Source organism: Acinetobacter sp. YH12126, from assembly GCF_013418745.1.
GTDB lineage: Bacteria > Pseudomonadota > Gammaproteobacteria > Pseudomonadales > Moraxellaceae > Acinetobacter > Acinetobacter amyesii.
In genome coordinates this window covers 67,615-84,904 of record NZ_VPBM01000013.1, presented here as the reverse complement: position 1 = coordinate 84,904, position 17,290 = coordinate 67,615, and the positions used below count along the sequence as shown (strand labels likewise).

17 protein-coding genes and 4 tRNA genes are annotated in these 17,290 nt (G+C 39.4%); 14 read left to right on the top strand and 7 right to left on the bottom strand.

The window, feature by feature from the left end; genetic code table 11:
• The first annotated feature begins 60 nt into the window (after window positions 1-60).
• Window positions 61-420, top strand: a complete 360-nt coding sequence (locus tag FTU62_RS11075) for a hypothetical protein (protein ID WP_111885700.1) — start codon at window positions 61-63, stop codon at window positions 418-420.
• Window positions 421-467: 47 nt separating this feature from the next.
• Window positions 468-1,025, top strand: coding sequence for a GNAT family N-acetyltransferase (locus tag FTU62_RS11070; protein ID WP_180102675.1), 558 nt, complete (start codon window positions 468-470; stop codon window positions 1,023-1,025).
• A gap of 114 nt (window positions 1,026-1,139) precedes the next feature.
• Here the strand turns inward: FTU62_RS11070 and FTU62_RS11065 are convergent, their stop codons facing one another.
• On the bottom strand, window positions 1,140-1,586 hold the full coding sequence (locus FTU62_RS11065; protein ID WP_078193617.1) for a GatB/YqeY domain-containing protein: 447 nt from the start codon (window positions 1,584-1,586) through the stop codon (window positions 1,140-1,142).
• 39 nt (window positions 1,587-1,625) lie between these two features.
• Complete coding sequence (rpsU, locus tag FTU62_RS11060) at window positions 1,626-1,841, bottom strand: 30S ribosomal protein S21 (RefSeq protein WP_001136722.1); 216 nt, start codon at window positions 1,839-1,841, stop codon at window positions 1,626-1,628.
• 146 nt (window positions 1,842-1,987) lie between these two features.
• Between rpsU and tsaD the strand changes: the two genes are divergently transcribed.
• A complete protein-coding gene (gene tsaD, locus FTU62_RS11055) occupies window positions 1,988-3,004 on the top strand; it encodes a tRNA (adenosine(37)-N6)-threonylcarbamoyltransferase complex transferase subunit TsaD (protein ID WP_078193616.1) in 1,017 nt (338 codons plus the stop codon).
• A 39-nt stretch (window positions 3,005-3,043) separates the two neighbouring features.
• Here tsaD and FTU62_RS11050 read toward each other — a convergent pair whose 3' ends face one another.
• A complete protein-coding gene (locus tag FTU62_RS11050; RefSeq protein ID WP_180023872.1) occupies window positions 3,044-4,012 on the bottom strand; it encodes an Lrp/AsnC family transcriptional regulator in 969 nt (322 codons plus the stop codon).
• A 97-nt stretch (window positions 4,013-4,109) separates the two neighbouring features.
• On the opposite strand from FTU62_RS11050, the gene FTU62_RS11045 reads away from it, so the two are divergent.
• Window positions 4,110-5,405 (top strand): MFS transporter, encoded by a 1,296-nt coding sequence (locus FTU62_RS11045; RefSeq protein ID WP_180102674.1) that lies wholly within the window; start codon window positions 4,110-4,112, stop codon window positions 5,403-5,405.
• A complete protein-coding gene (locus FTU62_RS11040) occupies window positions 5,402-6,745 on the top strand; it encodes an amidase (protein WP_180102673.1) in 1,344 nt (447 codons plus the stop codon). The genes FTU62_RS11045 and FTU62_RS11040 overlap by 4 nt, the downstream gene beginning before the upstream one ends.
• A gap of 68 nt (window positions 6,746-6,813) precedes the next feature.
• Here FTU62_RS11040 and FTU62_RS11035 read toward each other — a convergent pair whose 3' ends face one another.
• Entirely contained in the window at window positions 6,814-7,686 is an 873-nt protein-coding gene (locus tag FTU62_RS11035; RefSeq protein ID WP_180102672.1) for an ATP-binding protein, read from the bottom strand.
• A gap of 189 nt (window positions 7,687-7,875) precedes the next feature.
• Here FTU62_RS11035 and FTU62_RS11030 point away from each other — a divergent pair, with 189 nt between their 5' ends.
• The 6 genes from FTU62_RS11030 (at window position 7,876) to FTU62_RS11005 (ending at window position 10,769) form a co-directional block, all read left to right on the top strand.
• On the top strand, window positions 7,876-9,387 hold the full coding sequence (locus FTU62_RS11030; protein WP_180102671.1) for a DUF3336 domain-containing protein: 1,512 nt from the start codon (window positions 7,876-7,878) through the stop codon (window positions 9,385-9,387).
• A complete protein-coding gene (locus FTU62_RS11025; protein WP_180102670.1) occupies window positions 9,365-10,189 on the top strand; it encodes a protein kinase in 825 nt (274 codons plus the stop codon). Before FTU62_RS11030 ends, FTU62_RS11025 begins: the two co-directional genes overlap by 23 nt.
• A 107-nt stretch (window positions 10,190-10,296) precedes the next feature.
• Window positions 10,297-10,381, top strand: a tRNA-Leu gene (locus FTU62_RS11020).
• Between the two features lie 37 nt (window positions 10,382-10,418).
• Window positions 10,419-10,492, top strand: a tRNA-Trp gene (locus FTU62_RS11015).
• A 36-nt stretch (window positions 10,493-10,528) separates the two neighbouring features.
• Window positions 10,529-10,613, top strand: a tRNA-Leu gene (locus tag FTU62_RS11010).
• A 71-nt stretch (window positions 10,614-10,684) separates the two neighbouring features.
• Window positions 10,685-10,769 (top strand) — tRNA-Leu (locus tag FTU62_RS11005).
• A 180-nt stretch (window positions 10,770-10,949) separates the two neighbouring features.
• Here the strand turns inward: FTU62_RS11005 and FTU62_RS11000 are convergent.
• Window positions 10,950-11,153, bottom strand: a complete 204-nt coding sequence (locus FTU62_RS11000) for a hypothetical protein (RefSeq protein WP_078188846.1) — start codon at window positions 11,151-11,153, stop codon at window positions 10,950-10,952.
• A 441-nt stretch (window positions 11,154-11,594) separates the two neighbouring features.
• Between FTU62_RS11000 and FTU62_RS10995 the strand changes: the two genes are divergently transcribed.
• A complete protein-coding gene (locus FTU62_RS10995; RefSeq protein ID WP_257223182.1) occupies window positions 11,595-11,861 on the top strand; it encodes a hypothetical protein in 267 nt (88 codons plus the stop codon).
• A gap of 91 nt (window positions 11,862-11,952) precedes the next feature.
• On the opposite strand, the gene gloB is transcribed toward FTU62_RS10995, so the two are convergent.
• Together gloB and FTU62_RS10985 are read right to left on the bottom strand one after the other, a co-directional pair.
• Entirely contained in the window at window positions 11,953-12,684 is a 732-nt protein-coding gene (gloB, locus tag FTU62_RS10990; RefSeq protein WP_180102669.1) for a hydroxyacylglutathione hydrolase, read from the bottom strand.
• A gap of 109 nt (window positions 12,685-12,793) precedes the next feature.
• Window positions 12,794-13,402 carry a flavin reductase family protein gene (locus FTU62_RS10985; RefSeq protein WP_180102668.1) on the bottom strand — a complete coding sequence of 203 codons (609 nt, stop codon included), beginning with the start codon at window positions 13,400-13,402 and terminating at the stop codon, window positions 12,794-12,796.
• A 104-nt stretch (window positions 13,403-13,506) separates the two neighbouring features.
• Here FTU62_RS10985 and FTU62_RS10980 point away from each other — a divergent pair, with 104 nt between their 5' ends.
• Together FTU62_RS10980 and FTU62_RS10975 are read left to right on the top strand one after the other, a co-directional pair.
• On the top strand, window positions 13,507-14,328 hold the full coding sequence (locus FTU62_RS10980) for a PhzF family phenazine biosynthesis protein (protein WP_180102667.1): 822 nt from the start codon (window positions 13,507-13,509) through the stop codon (window positions 14,326-14,328).
• 149 nt (window positions 14,329-14,477) lie between these two features.
• On the top strand, window positions 14,478-17,246 hold the full coding sequence (locus FTU62_RS10975; protein WP_180102666.1) for a pitrilysin family protein: 2,769 nt from the start codon (window positions 14,478-14,480) through the stop codon (window positions 17,244-17,246).
• The last annotated feature ends 44 nt before the right edge of the window (window positions 17,247-17,290 follow it).

Sequence of the window (17,290 nt, the reverse complement as noted above, 5' to 3'; positions counted from 1 at the left end):
GCTTAGATTAATCAGTGTAAACTAGCTGGATGTAAAATGTTTATGATTAAGAACTTACAAATGAAAAATATGATTTTGGCGGCCTGTCTGTTGGGCTTAGCAACGAATATTGCAGCAGCTAGCGCAGAACAATATGTGATCGCTGTGAATGATATTAACGAAAAATATAAAACCGATGTACGCCAATTTTTTAGTCAGTTAGACCCGCAGCAACAGGGATTTAAAGCAGACCAGCAAGTGAAATACTGCGGTATTGTTCAGACTTATGTGAATGATCTTTATCGTGCTGCAGACGAAAATCGTGCATTTTTAGATCGTGAGTACCGTAATATGAATAAGCAGGATGTGATTCAGCAGGTGATCGCATCAAAAGAGATGCAATTATTAAAAAAATATAATGTGCAATGTGCCCTAAATTAAAAATAAATTGATAAGCATTTTAAATCATCACGAGAAACTGAATAAAAATGAAACTCGATGATTTTGGTATGAGTCATGGCAGAATCACGCTTCAGTTGATTCAGCGCCACGATGCAAAAGCACTTTATGAGGCTATTTGTCAAAGTATAGAAACCTTACGAATATTTCCTGCAAGTTTGGCTTGGTCCTTACAAGAACCTAATTTAGATGCTTCATTGGCATGTTGTGATTCGAGAGTGTTGGCAGCGTTAAATAAGGAAAATTTTGTTTATGTGATTCGTGAGCAACAGTCGCATAACTTTTTAGGTATCATGGATATTCATCAAATCAATTGGATGGAAAATCAAGCTGCCGTTGGATTTTGGGGAAATGTTGAATTTAAAGGGCAGGGTTTGATGACTGAAGCCTTGCAGTTATTTGTGGATCAATTATTGAATGATCTAGGATTTCAGCAATTAAACGCTTTTGTAGATGTAGAAAACAAGCAAGCACGACGTCTATGTGAACGAGCAAATTTTAAATTGATTGAAATCGAACAAGCTGCAATTCAAAATCCAGTAGATGGAAGTTGGCGAGATATTTGTAAGTATGAAATCGTTAGTTAAGAAAGAAAATTATAAATGATGAATAAATTTGAATTTTTTTTGAATTTGGATAATTTGGCTATTTAAGTCATCAGTGTACTTAAATAGACCAAATCAAACAATATAGATGAAAGATTAAGAGAGTTTCGCTTTAATTTTAGCTGAAACTTGTGCAGGATCGGCACGTCCGGCTATGAGCGGACGTAGAGAGTTCATCACCTTACCCATATCTTTCATGCTAGTAGCTTCTTGCGCAGTAATTGTTTGCGCAATGATGGAATCAAGTTCTTCCTCAGTCATAGCTTCTGGTAGAAATTGAGATAACACCTCAATCTCGGCTTGTTCCTTACTAGCTAAATCATCTCGATTTGCACCTAAAAAGGCTTTAACCGATTCTTTGCGTTGTTTGATTTGCTTTTCAATGACCGCAAGAACTTGCTTATCGTCAAGCTCTATGCGCTCATCGACTTCGATTTGCTTGATTGCTGCCTGTAGACTACGTATTACCGTTAACTTGTCCATTTCTTTAGCACGCATAGCGGCTTTTAAAACTTCAGTTATTTGGTTTTTTAAAGTAGTCATTTATCTTGTCCAGGTTAGTCAATCAATCACAAATTAATCTTAGTAAAGGCGAGTAGTACGTACTGATTCGCGAGCCAATTTCTTTTGGTAGCGTTTAACAGCAGCAGCTTTTTTACGTTTACGTTCTTGAGTTGGTTTTTCGTAGAATTCACGTTTACGAACGTCAGCAAGAACACCCGCTTTTTCGCATGAACGTTTGAAACGACGGATAGCTACGTCTACTGGTTCGCCTTCTTTCAATTTAACTTGTGGCATGAAGAATCCTCATTAAGTTATGGATAAGATCTCGGGTCGAATTACCCTTGATCACAAGTGAAGGTCAGTATTTTACTCATTTACATCTCATATCACAAGTCTATAATAGGTTTCGCAATATTTTGAAATGGGCAAAAGGCAGTTTAATGATCGTTTTAGGCTTGGAAACTTCGTGTGATGAAACAGGACTCGCACTCTACGATAGTGAGCAAGGATTACGCGGACAAGTATTGTATAGCCAAATCAAACTGCATGCAGAATATGGTGGTGTGGTACCTGAATTAGCTTCACGTGACCATGTGCGTAAGTTAATTCCGTTATTAAAACAATTGCTTGAAGAAAGTAAAGTTGATAAATCTGAAATTGATGCCATCGCATATACTCGCGGGCCGGGCTTGATGGGTGCATTAATGACAGGCGCATTGTTTGGTCGTACGTTGGCATTTGCACTGAATAAACCTGCAATTGGTGTACATCATATGGAAGGTCATATGTTGGCGCCTTTGTTGTCTAAAACTCCACCAGAATTTCCATTTGTGGCACTTTTAGTCTCTGGCGGACATACTCAATTGATGGCTGCTTATGGAATTGGTCAATATGAATTATTGGGTGAGTCGATTGATGATGCAGCAGGTGAGGCATTCGATAAAGTCGCTAAAATGATGGGTCTACCATACCCAGGTGGTCCAAATATTTCGAAATTGGCGATCAATGGTGACATCAATGCCTTTGAATTTCCACGTCCAATGCTACACCAAGGTTTAGATTTTTCATTTAGTGGTTTAAAAACTGCCGTTTCAGTTCAATTGAAAAAAGTTGAAGGCGAAGGTCGTGAGGCGGATATCGCTGCATCATTCCAAGAAGCGTTGGTTGATACATTGGTGAAAAAATCAGTGAAGGCCTTAAAACAAACTGGTTTAAAACGTTTAGTTATTGCCGGTGGTGTAAGTGCAAACAAGCGTTTACGTGAGCGCTTAGAAGCTGACTTGGCAAAAATCCGTGCAAATGTGTTTTATGCAGAACCTGCGCTGTGTACAGATAATGGTGCAATGATTGCGTTTGCAGGTTATCAGCGTCTTAAAGCGGGTCAGCATGATGGTTTGTCTGTTACAACTACACCGCGTTGGCCGATGACGGAATTAAGTAATCCAAACGAAGCGTAAAAATCGTTAAAAAAAGAACCGCATTTGCGGTTCTTTTTTTTAATCTAAATTTGAAAATAACTGCGCGCTGCTGATTTTTCGCATAAATCCTGCACGTTTTAATGCCAATGTCACCATGTTGGTATTGCAAGATTGAATGCCTTCAAAATTACCAAGATCTTCTGTAATGAGTTTCCATAAATCACTTAAATCATTACATAGGACATGCCAGAAAAATTGTGAATCTCCACTAATGCCAAATAGGCAGCGTGTGTTTTTAAGTTCAGACAAGGTTTTGGCAATTTGATTTGCTGCATCTGGACGAGCTTTAATCAAAATAATCGCTTCGGACTTATAGCCCATCAAACTGGGTTCTACATCGACACGAATGTTGAAAATGCCTTCTTCCAATAAATCATTCAATAATTTCTGAGTTTTATGTTCACTGAGTTCGATTTGCTCTGCCAAACTTTTAATAGATGAACGCCCATCAATAGACAGAGCATGAATCAGTTTTAACTCTATTTCAGTCAAACTTCTAAAATTGACGTTTTTATCGCTTGTACCTTCTAAAGCTTTGGGTTTGCTTGCCCAAGTAAATGGTTTTAAAACGGCTTGGGTTTCTACGGTTTTAATATCCGGAATATGCGTAACAAAATCATGCATCCAAACAGAGAGATCGGCGGCCTTTTCTAATCCAATTTCAAGGAAAATATCGGCAAGTCCTGTGGTTAGAAAAACAATGCGTACTTCTGGACGGTTTGCAAAAAATTGCGCAACTTCTTTTTCCTTCCCAAATTTCACACTGATCCAGACATGAACGGTGTAACCCTTATTGGCAACCACAGGATTTAATTCAATTGCAGTTCGTATAACTTGGTCATCTAGCAATCTACCTAGACGTCGAGACAGCTTTTTTTCAGGGACATCACTAATCTGGCTCAGTTCTCGCCATGATCCTCTCGGATTGGAGATAAGAGCTTTGATGCATGCAGTATCGATTTCGTCGAAACTAAAAGATTCACTCATGATGATTGACTTGTCTAAAAACTAATTATAATCTAAATTTAAGTCTAGAAAATAAAATACAACCTGTATTTATGTCTAAATATTAAATGAGACGCTTATGGATGAGTCAAAAATGCAAAACTCAATTTCCACACAAGGAAATGTATCACAAAAGAAAGTTATTCTTGCAGGAACTGTAGGAAATGCTATTGAATGGTTCGATTGGACGATTTATGCAACTTTTGCAGTATTTTTCGCGAAACAATTTTTCCCTTCAGGTGATCCAACTGCATCCTTGCTTGCGACCTTCGCAATTTTTGCTGTAGGTTTCTTCATGCGCCCATTAGGTGGAATCGTATTGGGTATCTTTTCTGACCGCTATGGTCGAAAAGCAGCTTTGGCCGCAACCATCATAATGATGGCAGGTGGTTCTTTGATGATAGGTCTTTCACCAACCTATGAATCAATTGGTATTTTTGCGCCGATTATTTTGGTATTAGCGCGATTACTTCAGGGTTTATCTTTGGGTGGTGAGTTCGCTTCAGCGGCAACTTATCTTTCAGAGATGGCACCAAAAAATAAACGCGGATTCTATTCAAGCTTTATGTTTTTCAGTTCAGCGATTGGTATTTTGATGGCCTCAGGTCTTGCTTGGGCTTTAACAAGTACTTTAACTGAAACGCAAATGAGCGAATACGGATGGCGTATTCCGTTTATTTTGGGTGCGATTGGCGGCTTAGTGGGTATGTGGATTCGCAAATCAGTACCTGATAGTGAAATGACCCATAAAAAAGAATCAGTAAAAAATCCTTTGGTTGTACTGATTAAACGTCATCCGAAAGAAACGCTTCGTATTGTGGGTATTTCTATCTTAACAACATTTGCATTCTATATTTTTGTGGTCTATGTCCCGACCTATGCCATTAAAGTTTTAGGCGCAGAGCCACAAACAGCCTTTGCTGCCAATACGGTTGGCTTAATTATCTTTATGCTGTGTCAGCCTGTATTTGGCTGGCTATCAGACAAAATTGGTCGTAAACCGCAGTTGATCGTGTTTGCTGTGGGATATTTAGTGTTCTTTTATCCAATCATTAAATGGATGGATGGCACGTTTGCATCTATTTTATTGGTCGAGCTTTTCGGCTTGGTTTTATATGCTTTATATACCGCCATTGGCCCAGCTGTCATGTCTGAACAGTTTCCGACAGAAGTACGAGCTGTCGGTATTGGCGCACCTTACAACTTGATGGTGGCTTTACTCGGTGGCACAACACCGTATGTGCTAACTTGGCTACAAAGTATTGGTAAACAAGATTACTTCTATTTTATGGTATTGGTTGGCGCATTATTAACATTAATCACATTTATGAAAATGCCTGAAACGGCAGGAAAAGGTTTGGAAGATATAAAATGAATATTGTGAATTTATCTGCACTTGAGCTTGGTCGCCAGATTGCCTGCAAAAAGATAACTTCAGTAGAGACAGTTCAATTTTATATTGATCGAAACCAAACATTTAAACATCTAGATTGTATTTCGGAATTATTCGAAATCGAGGCTTTGCAACAGGCACAACATTTAGATGAGTTGCTTCAGCAAGGCACACGATTGAGTCCATTTCATGGTGTGCCAATTTTACTAAAGGATAATCTGGATGTAGCGGGTCATATCACCTATGCAGGTACGGTTTATTTAGATCAAAAAGCGCAAGCGAACTGTAAACTGGTTGATCAATTGCAAGATTTAGGTTTTGTGATTTTAGGTAAAACTAAAATGACCGAGTTGGCTTTTGGTTTGTCTGGTCAAAATCCAATGCAAGGCACACCTAAAAACCCGTGGGCAGAGCAGCAATTTGCACCGGGTGGATCATCTTCAGGTTCAGCGGTTGCTGTGGCTAGTGGTCTTAGTCCTATGGCCTTTGGCGGTGATACAGGTGGTTCGATTCGTACACCAGCAGCATTAAATGGCATATTTGGTTTTAAACCTTCAGCCCATAAAATTGCCGACACGGGTGCAGTACCTTTATCCAAAACTTTAGATACTCTAGGGCCTTTTGCACGATTTGCAGATGATATTAGCGCTTTAGTCAATGTATTGATGGATGTAGATGTTGGAGCGGCATCAAGTCAAAATGTAATTTATGCTTTAGATGAATCTGCATTTCCATATCCGCTTGAGCCTGAGGTATTAACCCTTTGGCGCGAAGGGCTAAAACGCATTGAATCATTGGGAATCGAAATTAAAAACTGGCAACCACCTGCACATTTCGATTTTCATGATTTATCGGACCGGACGTCTGACATTATTGCTTATGAAAGTTATTTATATCATGGCGATACAGCTGAAAATGCTGAAACACAGATGTGGGAATTAGTTCGTCAGCGTGTGCTGCGCGGTAAGAGTGTTACACAGGAAAAATACGAGTCATTGATTGCAGAGCGAACTAAGTTTCAGCAAACATTTAAAGCTTCTTTAAATGGTCAATGTTTGCTGTTTCCAGTGAGCCCATTCCTTGCAGCTGTATCAAGCTCAATGGATATCGAGTTTAGTCATGTGGGTGAATACACGCGTCCATTTAACTATTTAGATGCACCAAGTTATGCTTTTCCAATGACTCAAAGTGAAAGCGGACTGCCGATGGGTATTCAGTTGGTTTCATATCAAGCTAATGATATTAATGTGGTAAACACAGTGCAGAAAATTGCCAATGGTTTAGGTATTCGTTCTGTGCTTCCACCTATTTGTCAGAATTAACGAATCATTTGTCATATTCAATTATAAAGAACCGCTATAGCGGTTCTTTTTTATTTAGTTTTTTGGCTCTAGGCTTGTTTAAGTTGTTCTGACCCAATCCAATGCTTTGAAAATTGATAAGCAGCACGCCCTGAACGTTGCCCACGACCTTGACACCAACGTAGTGCCTCAGCACGCGCTTCATCTGTCCATGGCATCTCGGCTTTAGCCAAATAATGTTCAACAATTTCTAAATATAAATTTTGATCCATTGGATAAAAAGACAGCCACATCCCAAAGCGGTCAGAAAGAGATATTTTTTCTTCAATCGCTTCTTGAGGGTGAAGTTCGGTATATTGAGGCACATCTACCTTGGTTACAGGTGTATTTTCATGCATGAATTCAGGCAATAAATGACGACGGTTACTGGTAGCATAAATAATAAAATTACTCGAGCCTGATTGTAATGAACCATCTAAAACACTTTTTAAACTGCGATAGTTTTCATCTTCAGCATTGAATGCCAAATCATCACAATACACGATAAATTTTTCAGGGCGATTTTCAATTAACTTTTGAATTTCTGGCAAATCAGATAAATCATCACGCTCAATTTCAATTAAACGTAAACCTTGGTCTGCATAATGGGTGAGCAGAGCACGTACGATGGATGATTTACCTGTACCACGAGAGCCAGTGAGTAAAACATCATTGGCAGGTAAGCCTTTTAAAAACTGTAAAGTGTTTTGAATCACTTTTTCTTTTTGACGCTCAATTCCTTTTAAATCTTCTAAATACATGACTTTGGGCTGTTGAATGGCTTTAAGCTGTTTATTTTGCCATTTAAAAGCGATACTCGAAAAATCGGGTGCTTGTTTAAGCTCAGGCAAACTGTGCTGTAGTTGTAAGAGTACAGTAGATAGTGATTGAAGGATGTTGTCAGGTAAATCAATTGTAGCCATGATAAGTCAGCTTGTCGTGTCTTGTTGTTGGTTGGTATATGACAGCAGTGTACATCAATAATGCAGTTATAATCGCCTCAATATGTCAAAGTTAAATGATTGTTCTAGGAGATCAGCGCTATTCGAATAACCAAAAAGTTGTTATAAATCTAGCTGAGTGAACAGTTTAAAGTGTGCTGAGGGATAGTCATGTTGTTTACAGGGTTTTCAAAAAGTATTAATCCACATCAGGCATATCGGATAAAAAAATTAAAGCGTCAGCTCGACCGTGCTGAATGTTATGAAGAATGGAAAGATATCGCACTTAAAATAGATGAAGAATCGGGTGCGCAAGAATGGAAATTCGATAATAGTTCACCGTATTTTGATGCAGAAATTATTACTCATCGTTTAGGGTTACTGAGACGATATCGTGCTCAGAAACGTACTCGAGATTTGATGTACATTTTAAGTGAAGGTTTAACTTATGATGTGGGCAATATTGCTCATCCTTTACTGTTTACAGAAGCCTACGTCGGCACCAAAAAAATTATTGAAGACTATGTTGATGAGGTGAGTCAAAGTTTGGCATTTATCGCATCTGAAGAATGCGTTTGTCTCAATGCTGCACAAAAAATTGAATTCTTTGAACAAAGCCAAAAAGCCTATGGACAACCTGTATTGATGTTTTCCGGCGGTTCAACTTTAGGCTTGTTTCATACCGGTGTGTGTAAAGCACTGATGGAACAAGATTTGATGCCAAAAGTTCTGTCTGGTTCCAGTGCTGGCGCAATTATGACCGGGATGTTGGGTGTATCTAAACCGTCAGAGTTTACCAATTTATTAAACGGACAAAATTTCTTTAGTGAGGCATTTCACTTTCGTAAATTGACTGAGTTAGTGCAGGGTAATGGCGGTTTGGCAGATGTAAAATATCTGAAAAAGTTTTTGGTTGAAAACTTAGGTGACTTAACTTTTGCCGAAGCATATAAGCAATCAGGTCTGCATATCAATGTGGCAGTTGCGCCTTATGATGCATCACAAGATGCACGAATTATGAATGCGTATACATCACCCGATTTGTTGGTGTGGAGTGCGGTGCTGGCATCATGTGCAGTGCCTATTCTATTTCCACCGGTACGACTGACCAGTAAGCGTTATGACGGGCAATTTACGCCATATATGTCGGCAACGCGTTGGGTGGATGGCAGTGTGCGCAGTGATTTCCCACAGGAGAAAATGGCGCGTTTGTATAATATTAATTACAGTATCGCTAGTCAGGTCAATCCGCATATTGTGCCGTTTATGCAGGATGATGCTTCACGCTTTCGTAAAAGCATGTTGAGTTGGCCTGAGCGGATCGTTCGTCGTCAAGGTAAGGTGATTAGTAAAGGGGTGATGGATTTTGCCCGTGAGCGTGCAGGAAGTATCCCACCTGTAAGACGTTTGCTTGATCATGGTTATGGCGTGGTGGATCAGCGTTACTATGGTGATGTCAATATTGTGGGGAAATATGGCTTAAGACACTATAGTTATATGTTGCAAAATCCTCGACCTTATCTGTTTAAAGTATTGCAGCGTGAAGGTGAAAGAGCCACTTGGCCGAAGATTTCATTAATCGAAACGCAAGCCCGCATTGGTAAGACCATTCAGCATTGTTTGGAATTATTAAATTATCAAAATGAACCCAGTCAACGACATGCAGAATTTATTGCGGTTTAAATCTACAGATTTAGCGCAAACCATTTGCGAGCCAAAAACCAAAACCAAAAGTTTGGTTTTTGGCCGTCGTCTATATCAATTTCAATTCAATCAACAACGTTATTGGCTCAAGGCGCAAGTCAGTGACAGCAGCCCTGAACATGTAGCTAGTTTTGGTCGAGAAATTGAGCTGTACCAGCTATTCAATCAAGCGTCTACACAAAACAGTATCACGCTACCTTTTCAAGTGATAAAAGAGACGCATCTCAGTATTCAGCAAGAGCCTATTGATCGCCTATTAATACTGCCCAATGCTGAGCTTTGGTTCTTACAGCCTGTATCGAATTTGAGCATTGAGCAGGTGAGGCAGGTGCTATGGCAAGCTCTCGATGTGGTTGAACGATTAAGCTTGCACGGTTGGATACATGCAGATTTAAAACAAGAGCATTTTGTGGATTGGCAAGGGCAGTGCAGACTCATCGACTTTGAGCAAGCGCTACCATTAGATTTTGATCAGCAAAATGCCTTAACTGCGACACCACGTTATATGGCTCCAGAACTTTTCCATGGACAAGTAAAATCTTTGCACAGTGATATCTATGCGCTGGGGATTATTTTCTTGGAATGGCTGACATCACAGCGTTTAGAGGCAAAAAACTATCAAGATTGGGCCTATTTACATTGCCAACGCTTAAAGCTTGATCTGCCAATGCAATATCAAGGGTTTAGTCAGCTATTGCAACACATGTTGATGAAGCAAAAAAATGACAGATTGGTGGATTTTTATCGCTTAAAAAGCGACTTAGTTGCTGAATTTGCTTAAGAAAAATACAAAAAAAGCACTATTGTTTTTTATTTAAACAAACAAGATGCTTTTTTATAAAAAAGGCTTGTCATGTAAGGGTGATCTCTATAATATACACAGCCATCGGGGACGTGGCGAAATTGGTAGACGCACTGGATTTAGGTTCCAGCGCCGCGAGGTGTGAGAGTTCGAGTCTCTCCGTCCCCACCACTGAATTACTAAACATGAGTTTGGTAATGAAGGTCACAGAGGATTGGTGTAATGGTAGCATGACGGTCTCCAAAACCGTTCGTCAAGGTTCGAATCCTTGATCCTCTGCCAAGTTTTAAAAAGTCTGACAATGTCAGCAACCCTGTTGGGGACGTGGCGAAATTGGTAGACGCACTGGATTTAGGTTCCAGCGCCGCGAGGTGTGAGAGTTCGAGTCTCTCCGTCCCCACCACTTAATTTATTAAGTTGCCAAATAAACAGGTTTTTAAAAAATTAAAGTCTGACATTGTCAGCACCCGAGTTGGGGACGTGGCGAAATTGGTAGACGCACTGGATTTAGGTTCCAGCGCCGCGAGGTGTGAGAGTTCGAGTCTCTCCGTCCCCACCATTAGATTAAGCAAGGTTTTATACCTTGCTTTTTTATTGTCTGAAATTTATCTCGTTAAAATGAGTCAGTAAAACAAAGGTGAAAAAAAGCCCGCATATACGGGCAAATTTAGAAATGCGGATTCGAATCAATCGAATTAAATCATTTATTTCTAATCGTTCGAATAAATTTTAAAGAAGATTATGCCTTTAAATGATCTTCAAACTCTTCACCGAGCTGCATGGCCAAAGCATTACCAGACAAGTCTACAGTCACTAGACCATATTCTTTTTTAAAACTGAATGTAAATCCACGATTATCTGCCAGTGTACGAACAGAATATCCTAACTTTTCTAACCAAAGACGGAAGGCAACTAAATTTTTTGCTTTAACCACTTTTTTCACGAGCGAACTCCTTATCAATCATTAAAATATTAAATAGGGGTGTCAAAATATTTTTTAAAGGGGAAATGGAAAACTTTTATTTAAAATATGAAATTTTGATGGATAAATAAACAGATTATCGGCTTGTAAACGGTATAAACTTATTTAACTCGCTGTTTTATAACAAGCTAAACTTAATGTAAGTAAATATAACGTATTTTAAAAATTTGGGTTTTAACTGCTGGCTTAAAATCTGAACTATGTTTATAGAGAAGCTGTGCGCAAAATAAACGATTGTTTGGCTTAGAATGCACAGCTGTTTGGGCATGCAGTTGTGGATTGCAAATAACAGCTTGTTCAAAACCTAATTCGCTGGATAGGTGAGCATGCAAAGTTATTTCACATCAAGATTTGTCGAAATGCTTTTATACTATGATCTATTGGTATAAGTAGATTGAACGCATGCAAAACATTGAGCACGCTGTAAAAGCAAAAATTGAACAGATGCAACAAGCAGGGCAGACGTCTGTTGCGGTGATGCTTGGACATGAAGATTGGTTGGTCTTTTCGGAGCAATCCAAAGTGGCATATACGCCTTTTGGCAGTGCGCGACGTTATCAGCCTGCATTAGGTGGTTTATTGATGGTACGTATCGATGAAATGCAAGCCGTTCGAGTTGTGACTCAAGCTGAACTGGATGAGTTTGCTGCAACCAATCAAATTTTATAAACATAAAATGATAAATCGGCTCGAAACATTCATCACAAATAAAACAGTTTATTTGTGATGAAATCTAAAATGCTTATACCTTGCAATCCAATTAAAAATTGTCTTTGAGTTCTCTTAAGCGCTGAAACGCTTCAACACTTTCTGCGCGTAAAAATGGATTGGTTTCTAGTTCTAATTCAATACTGCTTGGTAAAGTACATTGTCCGAGCATGCGCATTGATTCAACCTCATCAAACCGCTGTTGTATGGCAAGGTTGTCAGGTTCAACATGTCGCGCAAACTGCGCATTCGATAGGGTGTATTCGTGAGTACAATACACTTGAGTTTCTGCAGGGAATGCGGCAATACGGTTCAAGGAATCGTACATTTGTTGAAAGGTGCCTTCAAATACACGTCCACAGCCCATAGCAAATAATACATCGCCACTGAAAAGCGTATGAATGTCAGCGATAAAATATACGATATGACCGAGGGTGTGGCCGGGCGTTGCTGTTATTTCAATCTCAAGACCATGAAATTCAAAACGGTCATTATGATCGAGAGGATAATTCACCCATGGAATACGGCTTAATTCTGCACGGGGACCGTAAACGGCAATGTTTTTATCCTGAATAAGTTCCGGTACGCCACCGACGTGATCTTTATGCCAATGCGTTAACCAAATTTGTGTGAGATTGAGTTGATGTTCCTGACAATAGCGCTCGACCAAAGCGGCTTCAGTAGGATCTACTGCAATGACATCATGGCTTTCGGTGTGTTCAAGCAGCCAAATATAATTTTGCAGTGAATTTTTGACATCCAATGTATGTATTTTAAACGTCATATCCATTCATTCAATATTTAAAATTAAGTTAAAGTTAGCATGAAAATGCTCAAAACGGATGATTATCCATTTTTAGCCCTAGATAAACGACATATCTCACAGCGCTATTTTAGTCTGATGCCTCGTCTACAGATACAGGATTACCAATGGTATAAAAGTGCCCGCCAGCAACATGATGTAGGCTTTTCCATTCATCTTCTACTTCATGATAATACCAATGTCCGTTACGGAAGACGCGGTCGTCTGCATAGGCAGCAATGACTTCGCCAATAAACAGATCGTGCGTTTGTTGATTGTGAGGTTCAGGAATAAGTTTGCACAGTAGCCAAGCAGCACAACCTTCAACCACAGGAATATCTGAGTGATTAAATTGAAATAATTCCACGCCACATTGGCGTAATTTTTCTGGCGCATCACGTTGGCTCATCATGCCAAGTGCATAGACGAGTTTGAGTTGTTTCAGTGTCGGTACTTGTAAGGCGAAATAGCCTGAATTCTCAATAATCTCACGTGTTTTAGTTGATTTATCCAGTACTACTGTCACTTTTGCAGGGTTGAACTCTAAGGCGCATGCCCATGCTGCAGTCATCACACCAGTATGGGTTTGATCTTTAGCAGAGACGAGCACAGTCGGCCCATGATTTAAAAGTCGGTATGATTTTTCTAAAGGAACAGGGTGAATATGCGTTTTCAAAATTGTACCTATATTTAAGTTCATCTATAACTTAGATGTTTTATTAAAAAGTGTTGCTACATAGCATATAACGCATGAAATATTTTCAAAAGCCTTTAATATAAATCACTAAATCAGGAGTTCTATCAATGAAAATGTATCAAGTTGACGCATTTACCCAAGCGTTATTTAAAGGCAACCCAGCGGCGGTTTTGGTGTTGGATGAATGGTTAGATGAACACTTGATGCAACAGATTGCTTTGGAAAATAATCTATCTGAAACTGCATTTGTGAAAAAAATTGACAGCAGCAATTATGCAATTCGTTGGTTTACACCGACCACTGAAGTGGACTTTTGTGGACATGCGACATTGGCCAGTAGTTATGTGCTTTTTGAGTTTTATACGGCTGAAAAAAATATCCAATTTCATGTCAAAAATCTCGGTATTTTTAGTGTAAATAAAGCTGAAGATGGAAAAATTCTGATGAATTTCCCTGTGCGTCGGGCACAGGTCGTGAGCGAATATCCTGAAGAGCTACGTCTAGGGTTGAGTCAACCTTTTAAGCAGGTTTATTTGAATGCGCAGGCGTATATCGTGGAATATGAAACGGCACAACAAGTCTTGGACGAACAACCGAATTTTGAAATTTTAAAACGTCTTGGCAAAATCCGCACCGCCATCACAGCGCCGGGTACGATCACTGATGTTGCAATCACTGCGGCAGCCCAGCAATATGACTGCATTTCACGCTATTTTGCACCGGGTAATGGCATCAATGAAGATCCTGTTACAGGTTCTATTCATACTGGAATCGTGCCTATTTGGGCAGAACGTCTAGAAAAACGTCAAATCTTGGCGTATCAAGCATCGAGTCGTGGTGGTGAGTTACACTGTCAAATGCTTGAAAATGACCGTATAGAAATCTCAGGCTATGCGTGTTTGCATATGCAGTCTGACATTTATATCTGAACATAAATCAAATACATGCTGTCTCATTCTGAAGCATGTATTTAATAAAAAGTAACTATTAATCCAGAAAAGCTCAGCATAAAATCAAAACCAATCTGATCGACAGCACTACGCTGATCGATGCTAAATATAAAGGACACTTGAATTACATGCGTATTAAACATTTAACGCTTTCACTTTTTTTTGCAGGTTTAAGTACAAGCCTCTTTGCTCAACCTGTATTGGTTAAAACTGAACAAACCATTGAAGAATATAAATTAGATAACGGTTTTCGTGTGGTTTTGGCGCAAAACGATAAAGAAAGCAAAGTGTTTATGAATACGGTGTATTTCACGGGTTCTTTAAATGACCCTGCGGGCAAAGGTGGTTTGGCACATTTGCTCGAACATTTGGCCTTTAAAGGCACTGAAAATGTCAAAGGTGATGAATTTCAGCGTCGCTTAGACCAATTCACGCTGATGACCAATGCCAGTACGGATTATTATTCAACGAAATACACCAATGTGATTCGTCCTGAACAAAGTTCAATCGATCAAGTTTTGCATTTGGAAGCAGAACGGATGGACAAATTGGTACTTCAGGAAAAATTTGTACCGACAGAAATTGATATCGTTAAGCGTGAACGTGAAATTCGTTTAGATCAGCCATTTTCAGTGTTAATCGACCAAGTTTTAAAAGAAGCCTATGGCAATCAATCTTTAGGTCGTTTACCGATTGGTGATTTGAAAGAACTTCAATCGATCAATATGAACGAATTAAACCAGTTCTATCGCCGTTGGTATGCGCCAAATAATGCAGTGATGGTGATTTCTGGTAAGTTTGATAAAGCGGCTGTATTAAAACAAATTGATCAACAATTTAGCCCAATTGCCGCACGTCAAATTCCTGAACAGGCCAAAGTCCCTAAATTAGATGGAACGAAATTAAAGCAACGCGAATTTACTGTTCATAAGGGTAGTGACTTTGGAAAATTTAATATTTATATAAATGGTGCAGTTGAACCGATTAAAACTGCTTTGGCGATATCTCCAACCTTGTATACCTTACAGCCGAGTGGGCATTTGTATCAAACCATGGTAGAAACAGGGACAGCAACCGCAGTTCAATCCACCACATGGTTAGATAAAGATTTTAATTTGGTGTTTATGGGGGCGATATATGGCCCAAGTCATGATGCAAACAAAGTGGCAACCAGTCTTGCACAAGGTGTGGAGCAGAACAAAGCCTTTAATGACGTCGAGCTAAACCGTGTTAAAAGCCTGACTCGAAATATGGCTGACAATGTCAAAAATAGCGCAACAGCACTTGGCGAGCGTCTTAGTTCTTATACTGTGGCTTATAACGGGGACTGGTCTCAATATTTCCGAGACTTAGATAAAGTACAAAAGCTGAGTGTAAGCGACGTGAATCAAGTGTATAAGGATTTTCTAAAGCCCGAATACCGTGTCACAGGAAATATTCTACCGACACCTGCAGACCAGAAGAAAGCACAGCAACAGGCTGCGTCAAAACCTGCTGAAACTTTAGATCAGCAAGCGCTTGCAGAAGAGCCATTGAAAGATGCGAGTGTTTATCGTGCTGAAGTGAAGCAATATGTTGCAGAGTCTAAGCAATATTTAAATCAGAAAGAAAAGCAGATTCAGCGCGCTAAATTTAAAAACGGCATTCAGTATGCGTTGTTTCCAACTAAAACCCGTGACGACAAGACCTATGCTACGATTGCATTGGATTTTGGTACAGCGCAAAGCTTAATGAATAAAGGTGAGTTGCTAGATTTGACAGCTTATCTCATGTTCCGTGCATCTAAAGATCAAAGTTTACAGCAAATTGCCGATAAAATTATTGATGTTGGTGGTGGTGCAACGGTCAGTGCAAATGATAATGGCCTCATAATTCAAGTGGTTGCACGTAAAGAAAAGTTTGCTGAATTTTTGCAATATGTCATTGATGTTATTAAAGCGCCAGCATTTGAACAGTCACAATTTGATTTAATCAAAGCGCAAAGTTTGTCGAGTTTGGATCGACCTTATACAGAGCCTGATACCGTTGCAGCAATGACTCTGTCGCGTATTGTTGAGATCTATCAGCCGGGGGATATTCGTTATCACTTCGAACCTGAACTTGCGAAAAAACAAATTGAGTCAGCTACACGTGATCAAGTGCAGCAGTTACATCAAAAATTCTTTAAAACACAGCATGCACAAATTGCGGTAACAGGTGATTTTGATACCAAGCAAATAGAAAAAATTCTGAAAAAAGAATTTGCAGATTGGAAAACCAGCGAGCCATATCAACGCTTAGAGTCTACATTTACAGCGTATCCTGCACAGAAAGTGCATGCATTGTCTGAACAGCGTGAGTTTGGTAGTTACCAAGCCATTATGACTCTACCTGTAGGTGTAGAGCATACCGATTCTCCTGCGTTACAAGTATTACGCCACATACTCGGCGATTCACAGTTGTCTTCACGTCTAGCTCAAGAGTTACGTGAAAAGAATGCACTGGTTTATGGTTTTAGTGCAGACATTAATTTTGATGAATGGGTGAATTCAGGTGTACTGAGTATTGATGCAAACTACACTGCGGGTAAATCAGCACAAGTTTCTCAGTCTGTTCATAAAGTGTTGCAAGACTTATTGAAAAATGGCGTGACGGAACAGGAAGTAGAAGCAGCCAAAGCCAGTATTTTGAAAAAGCGTTTAACTGCACTTGAAGATGACCGTCGCATTCATAGCATGTTGATTCCACAGTTAGAAAAAGGTCGTGATTTAAACTATCGTGAAAAGCGTGATCAACGCATTGCTAGTTTGACCAAAGCGGATGTTAATGCTGTCATCAAAAAATATATTCAACCTGAGCGTTTGGTTGAGGTGATGGCCGACCAATATGGTCAAGCTGTAAAATCTACTCAAAAATAAACTTAATAAAAAAATCCTCCATCTGGAGGATTTTTTTTGAGCAG

Bases quoted from the DNA above. Each gene is read 5' to 3' on its own strand.
- FTU62_RS11075 (WP_111885700.1), top strand. From the start codon at position 61: ATGAAAAATATGATTTTGGCGGCCTGTCTGTTGGGCTTAGCAACGAAT.
- FTU62_RS11070 (WP_180102675.1), top strand. From the start codon at position 468: ATGAAACTCGATGATTTTGGTATGAGTCATGGCAGAATCACGCTTCAG.
- FTU62_RS11065 (WP_078193617.1), bottom strand. From the start codon at position 1,586: ATGACTACTTTAAAAAACCAAATAACTGAAGTTTTAAAAGCCGCTATG.
- rpsU (WP_001136722.1), bottom strand. From the start codon at position 1,841: ATGCCACAAGTTAAATTGAAAGAAGGCGAACCAGTAGACGTAGCTATC.
- tsaD (WP_078193616.1), top strand. From the start codon at position 1,988: ATGATCGTTTTAGGCTTGGAAACTTCGTGTGATGAAACAGGACTCGCA.
- FTU62_RS11050 (WP_180023872.1), bottom strand. From the start codon at position 4,012: ATGAGTGAATCTTTTAGTTTCGACGAAATCGATACTGCATGCATCAAA.
- FTU62_RS11045 (WP_180102674.1), top strand. From the start codon at position 4,110: ATGGATGAGTCAAAAATGCAAAACTCAATTTCCACACAAGGAAATGTA.
- FTU62_RS11040 (WP_180102673.1), top strand. From the start codon at position 5,402: ATGAATATTGTGAATTTATCTGCACTTGAGCTTGGTCGCCAGATTGCC.
- FTU62_RS11035 (WP_180102672.1), bottom strand. From the start codon at position 7,686: ATGGCTACAATTGATTTACCTGACAACATCCTTCAATCACTATCTACT.
- FTU62_RS11030 (WP_180102671.1), top strand. From the start codon at position 7,876: ATGTTGTTTACAGGGTTTTCAAAAAGTATTAATCCACATCAGGCATAT.
- FTU62_RS11025 (WP_180102670.1), top strand. From the start codon at position 9,365: ATGCAGAATTTATTGCGGTTTAAATCTACAGATTTAGCGCAAACCATT.
- FTU62_RS10995 (WP_257223182.1), top strand. From the start codon at position 11,595: ATGCAAAACATTGAGCACGCTGTAAAAGCAAAAATTGAACAGATGCAA.
- gloB (WP_180102669.1), bottom strand. From the start codon at position 12,684: ATGACGTTTAAAATACATACATTGGATGTCAAAAATTCACTGCAAAAT.
- FTU62_RS10985 (WP_180102668.1), bottom strand. From the start codon at position 13,402: ATGAACTTAAATATAGGTACAATTTTGAAAACGCATATTCACCCTGTT.
- FTU62_RS10980 (WP_180102667.1), top strand. From the start codon at position 13,507: ATGAAAATGTATCAAGTTGACGCATTTACCCAAGCGTTATTTAAAGGC.
- FTU62_RS10975 (WP_180102666.1), top strand. From the start codon at position 14,478: ATGCGTATTAAACATTTAACGCTTTCACTTTTTTTTGCAGGTTTAAGT.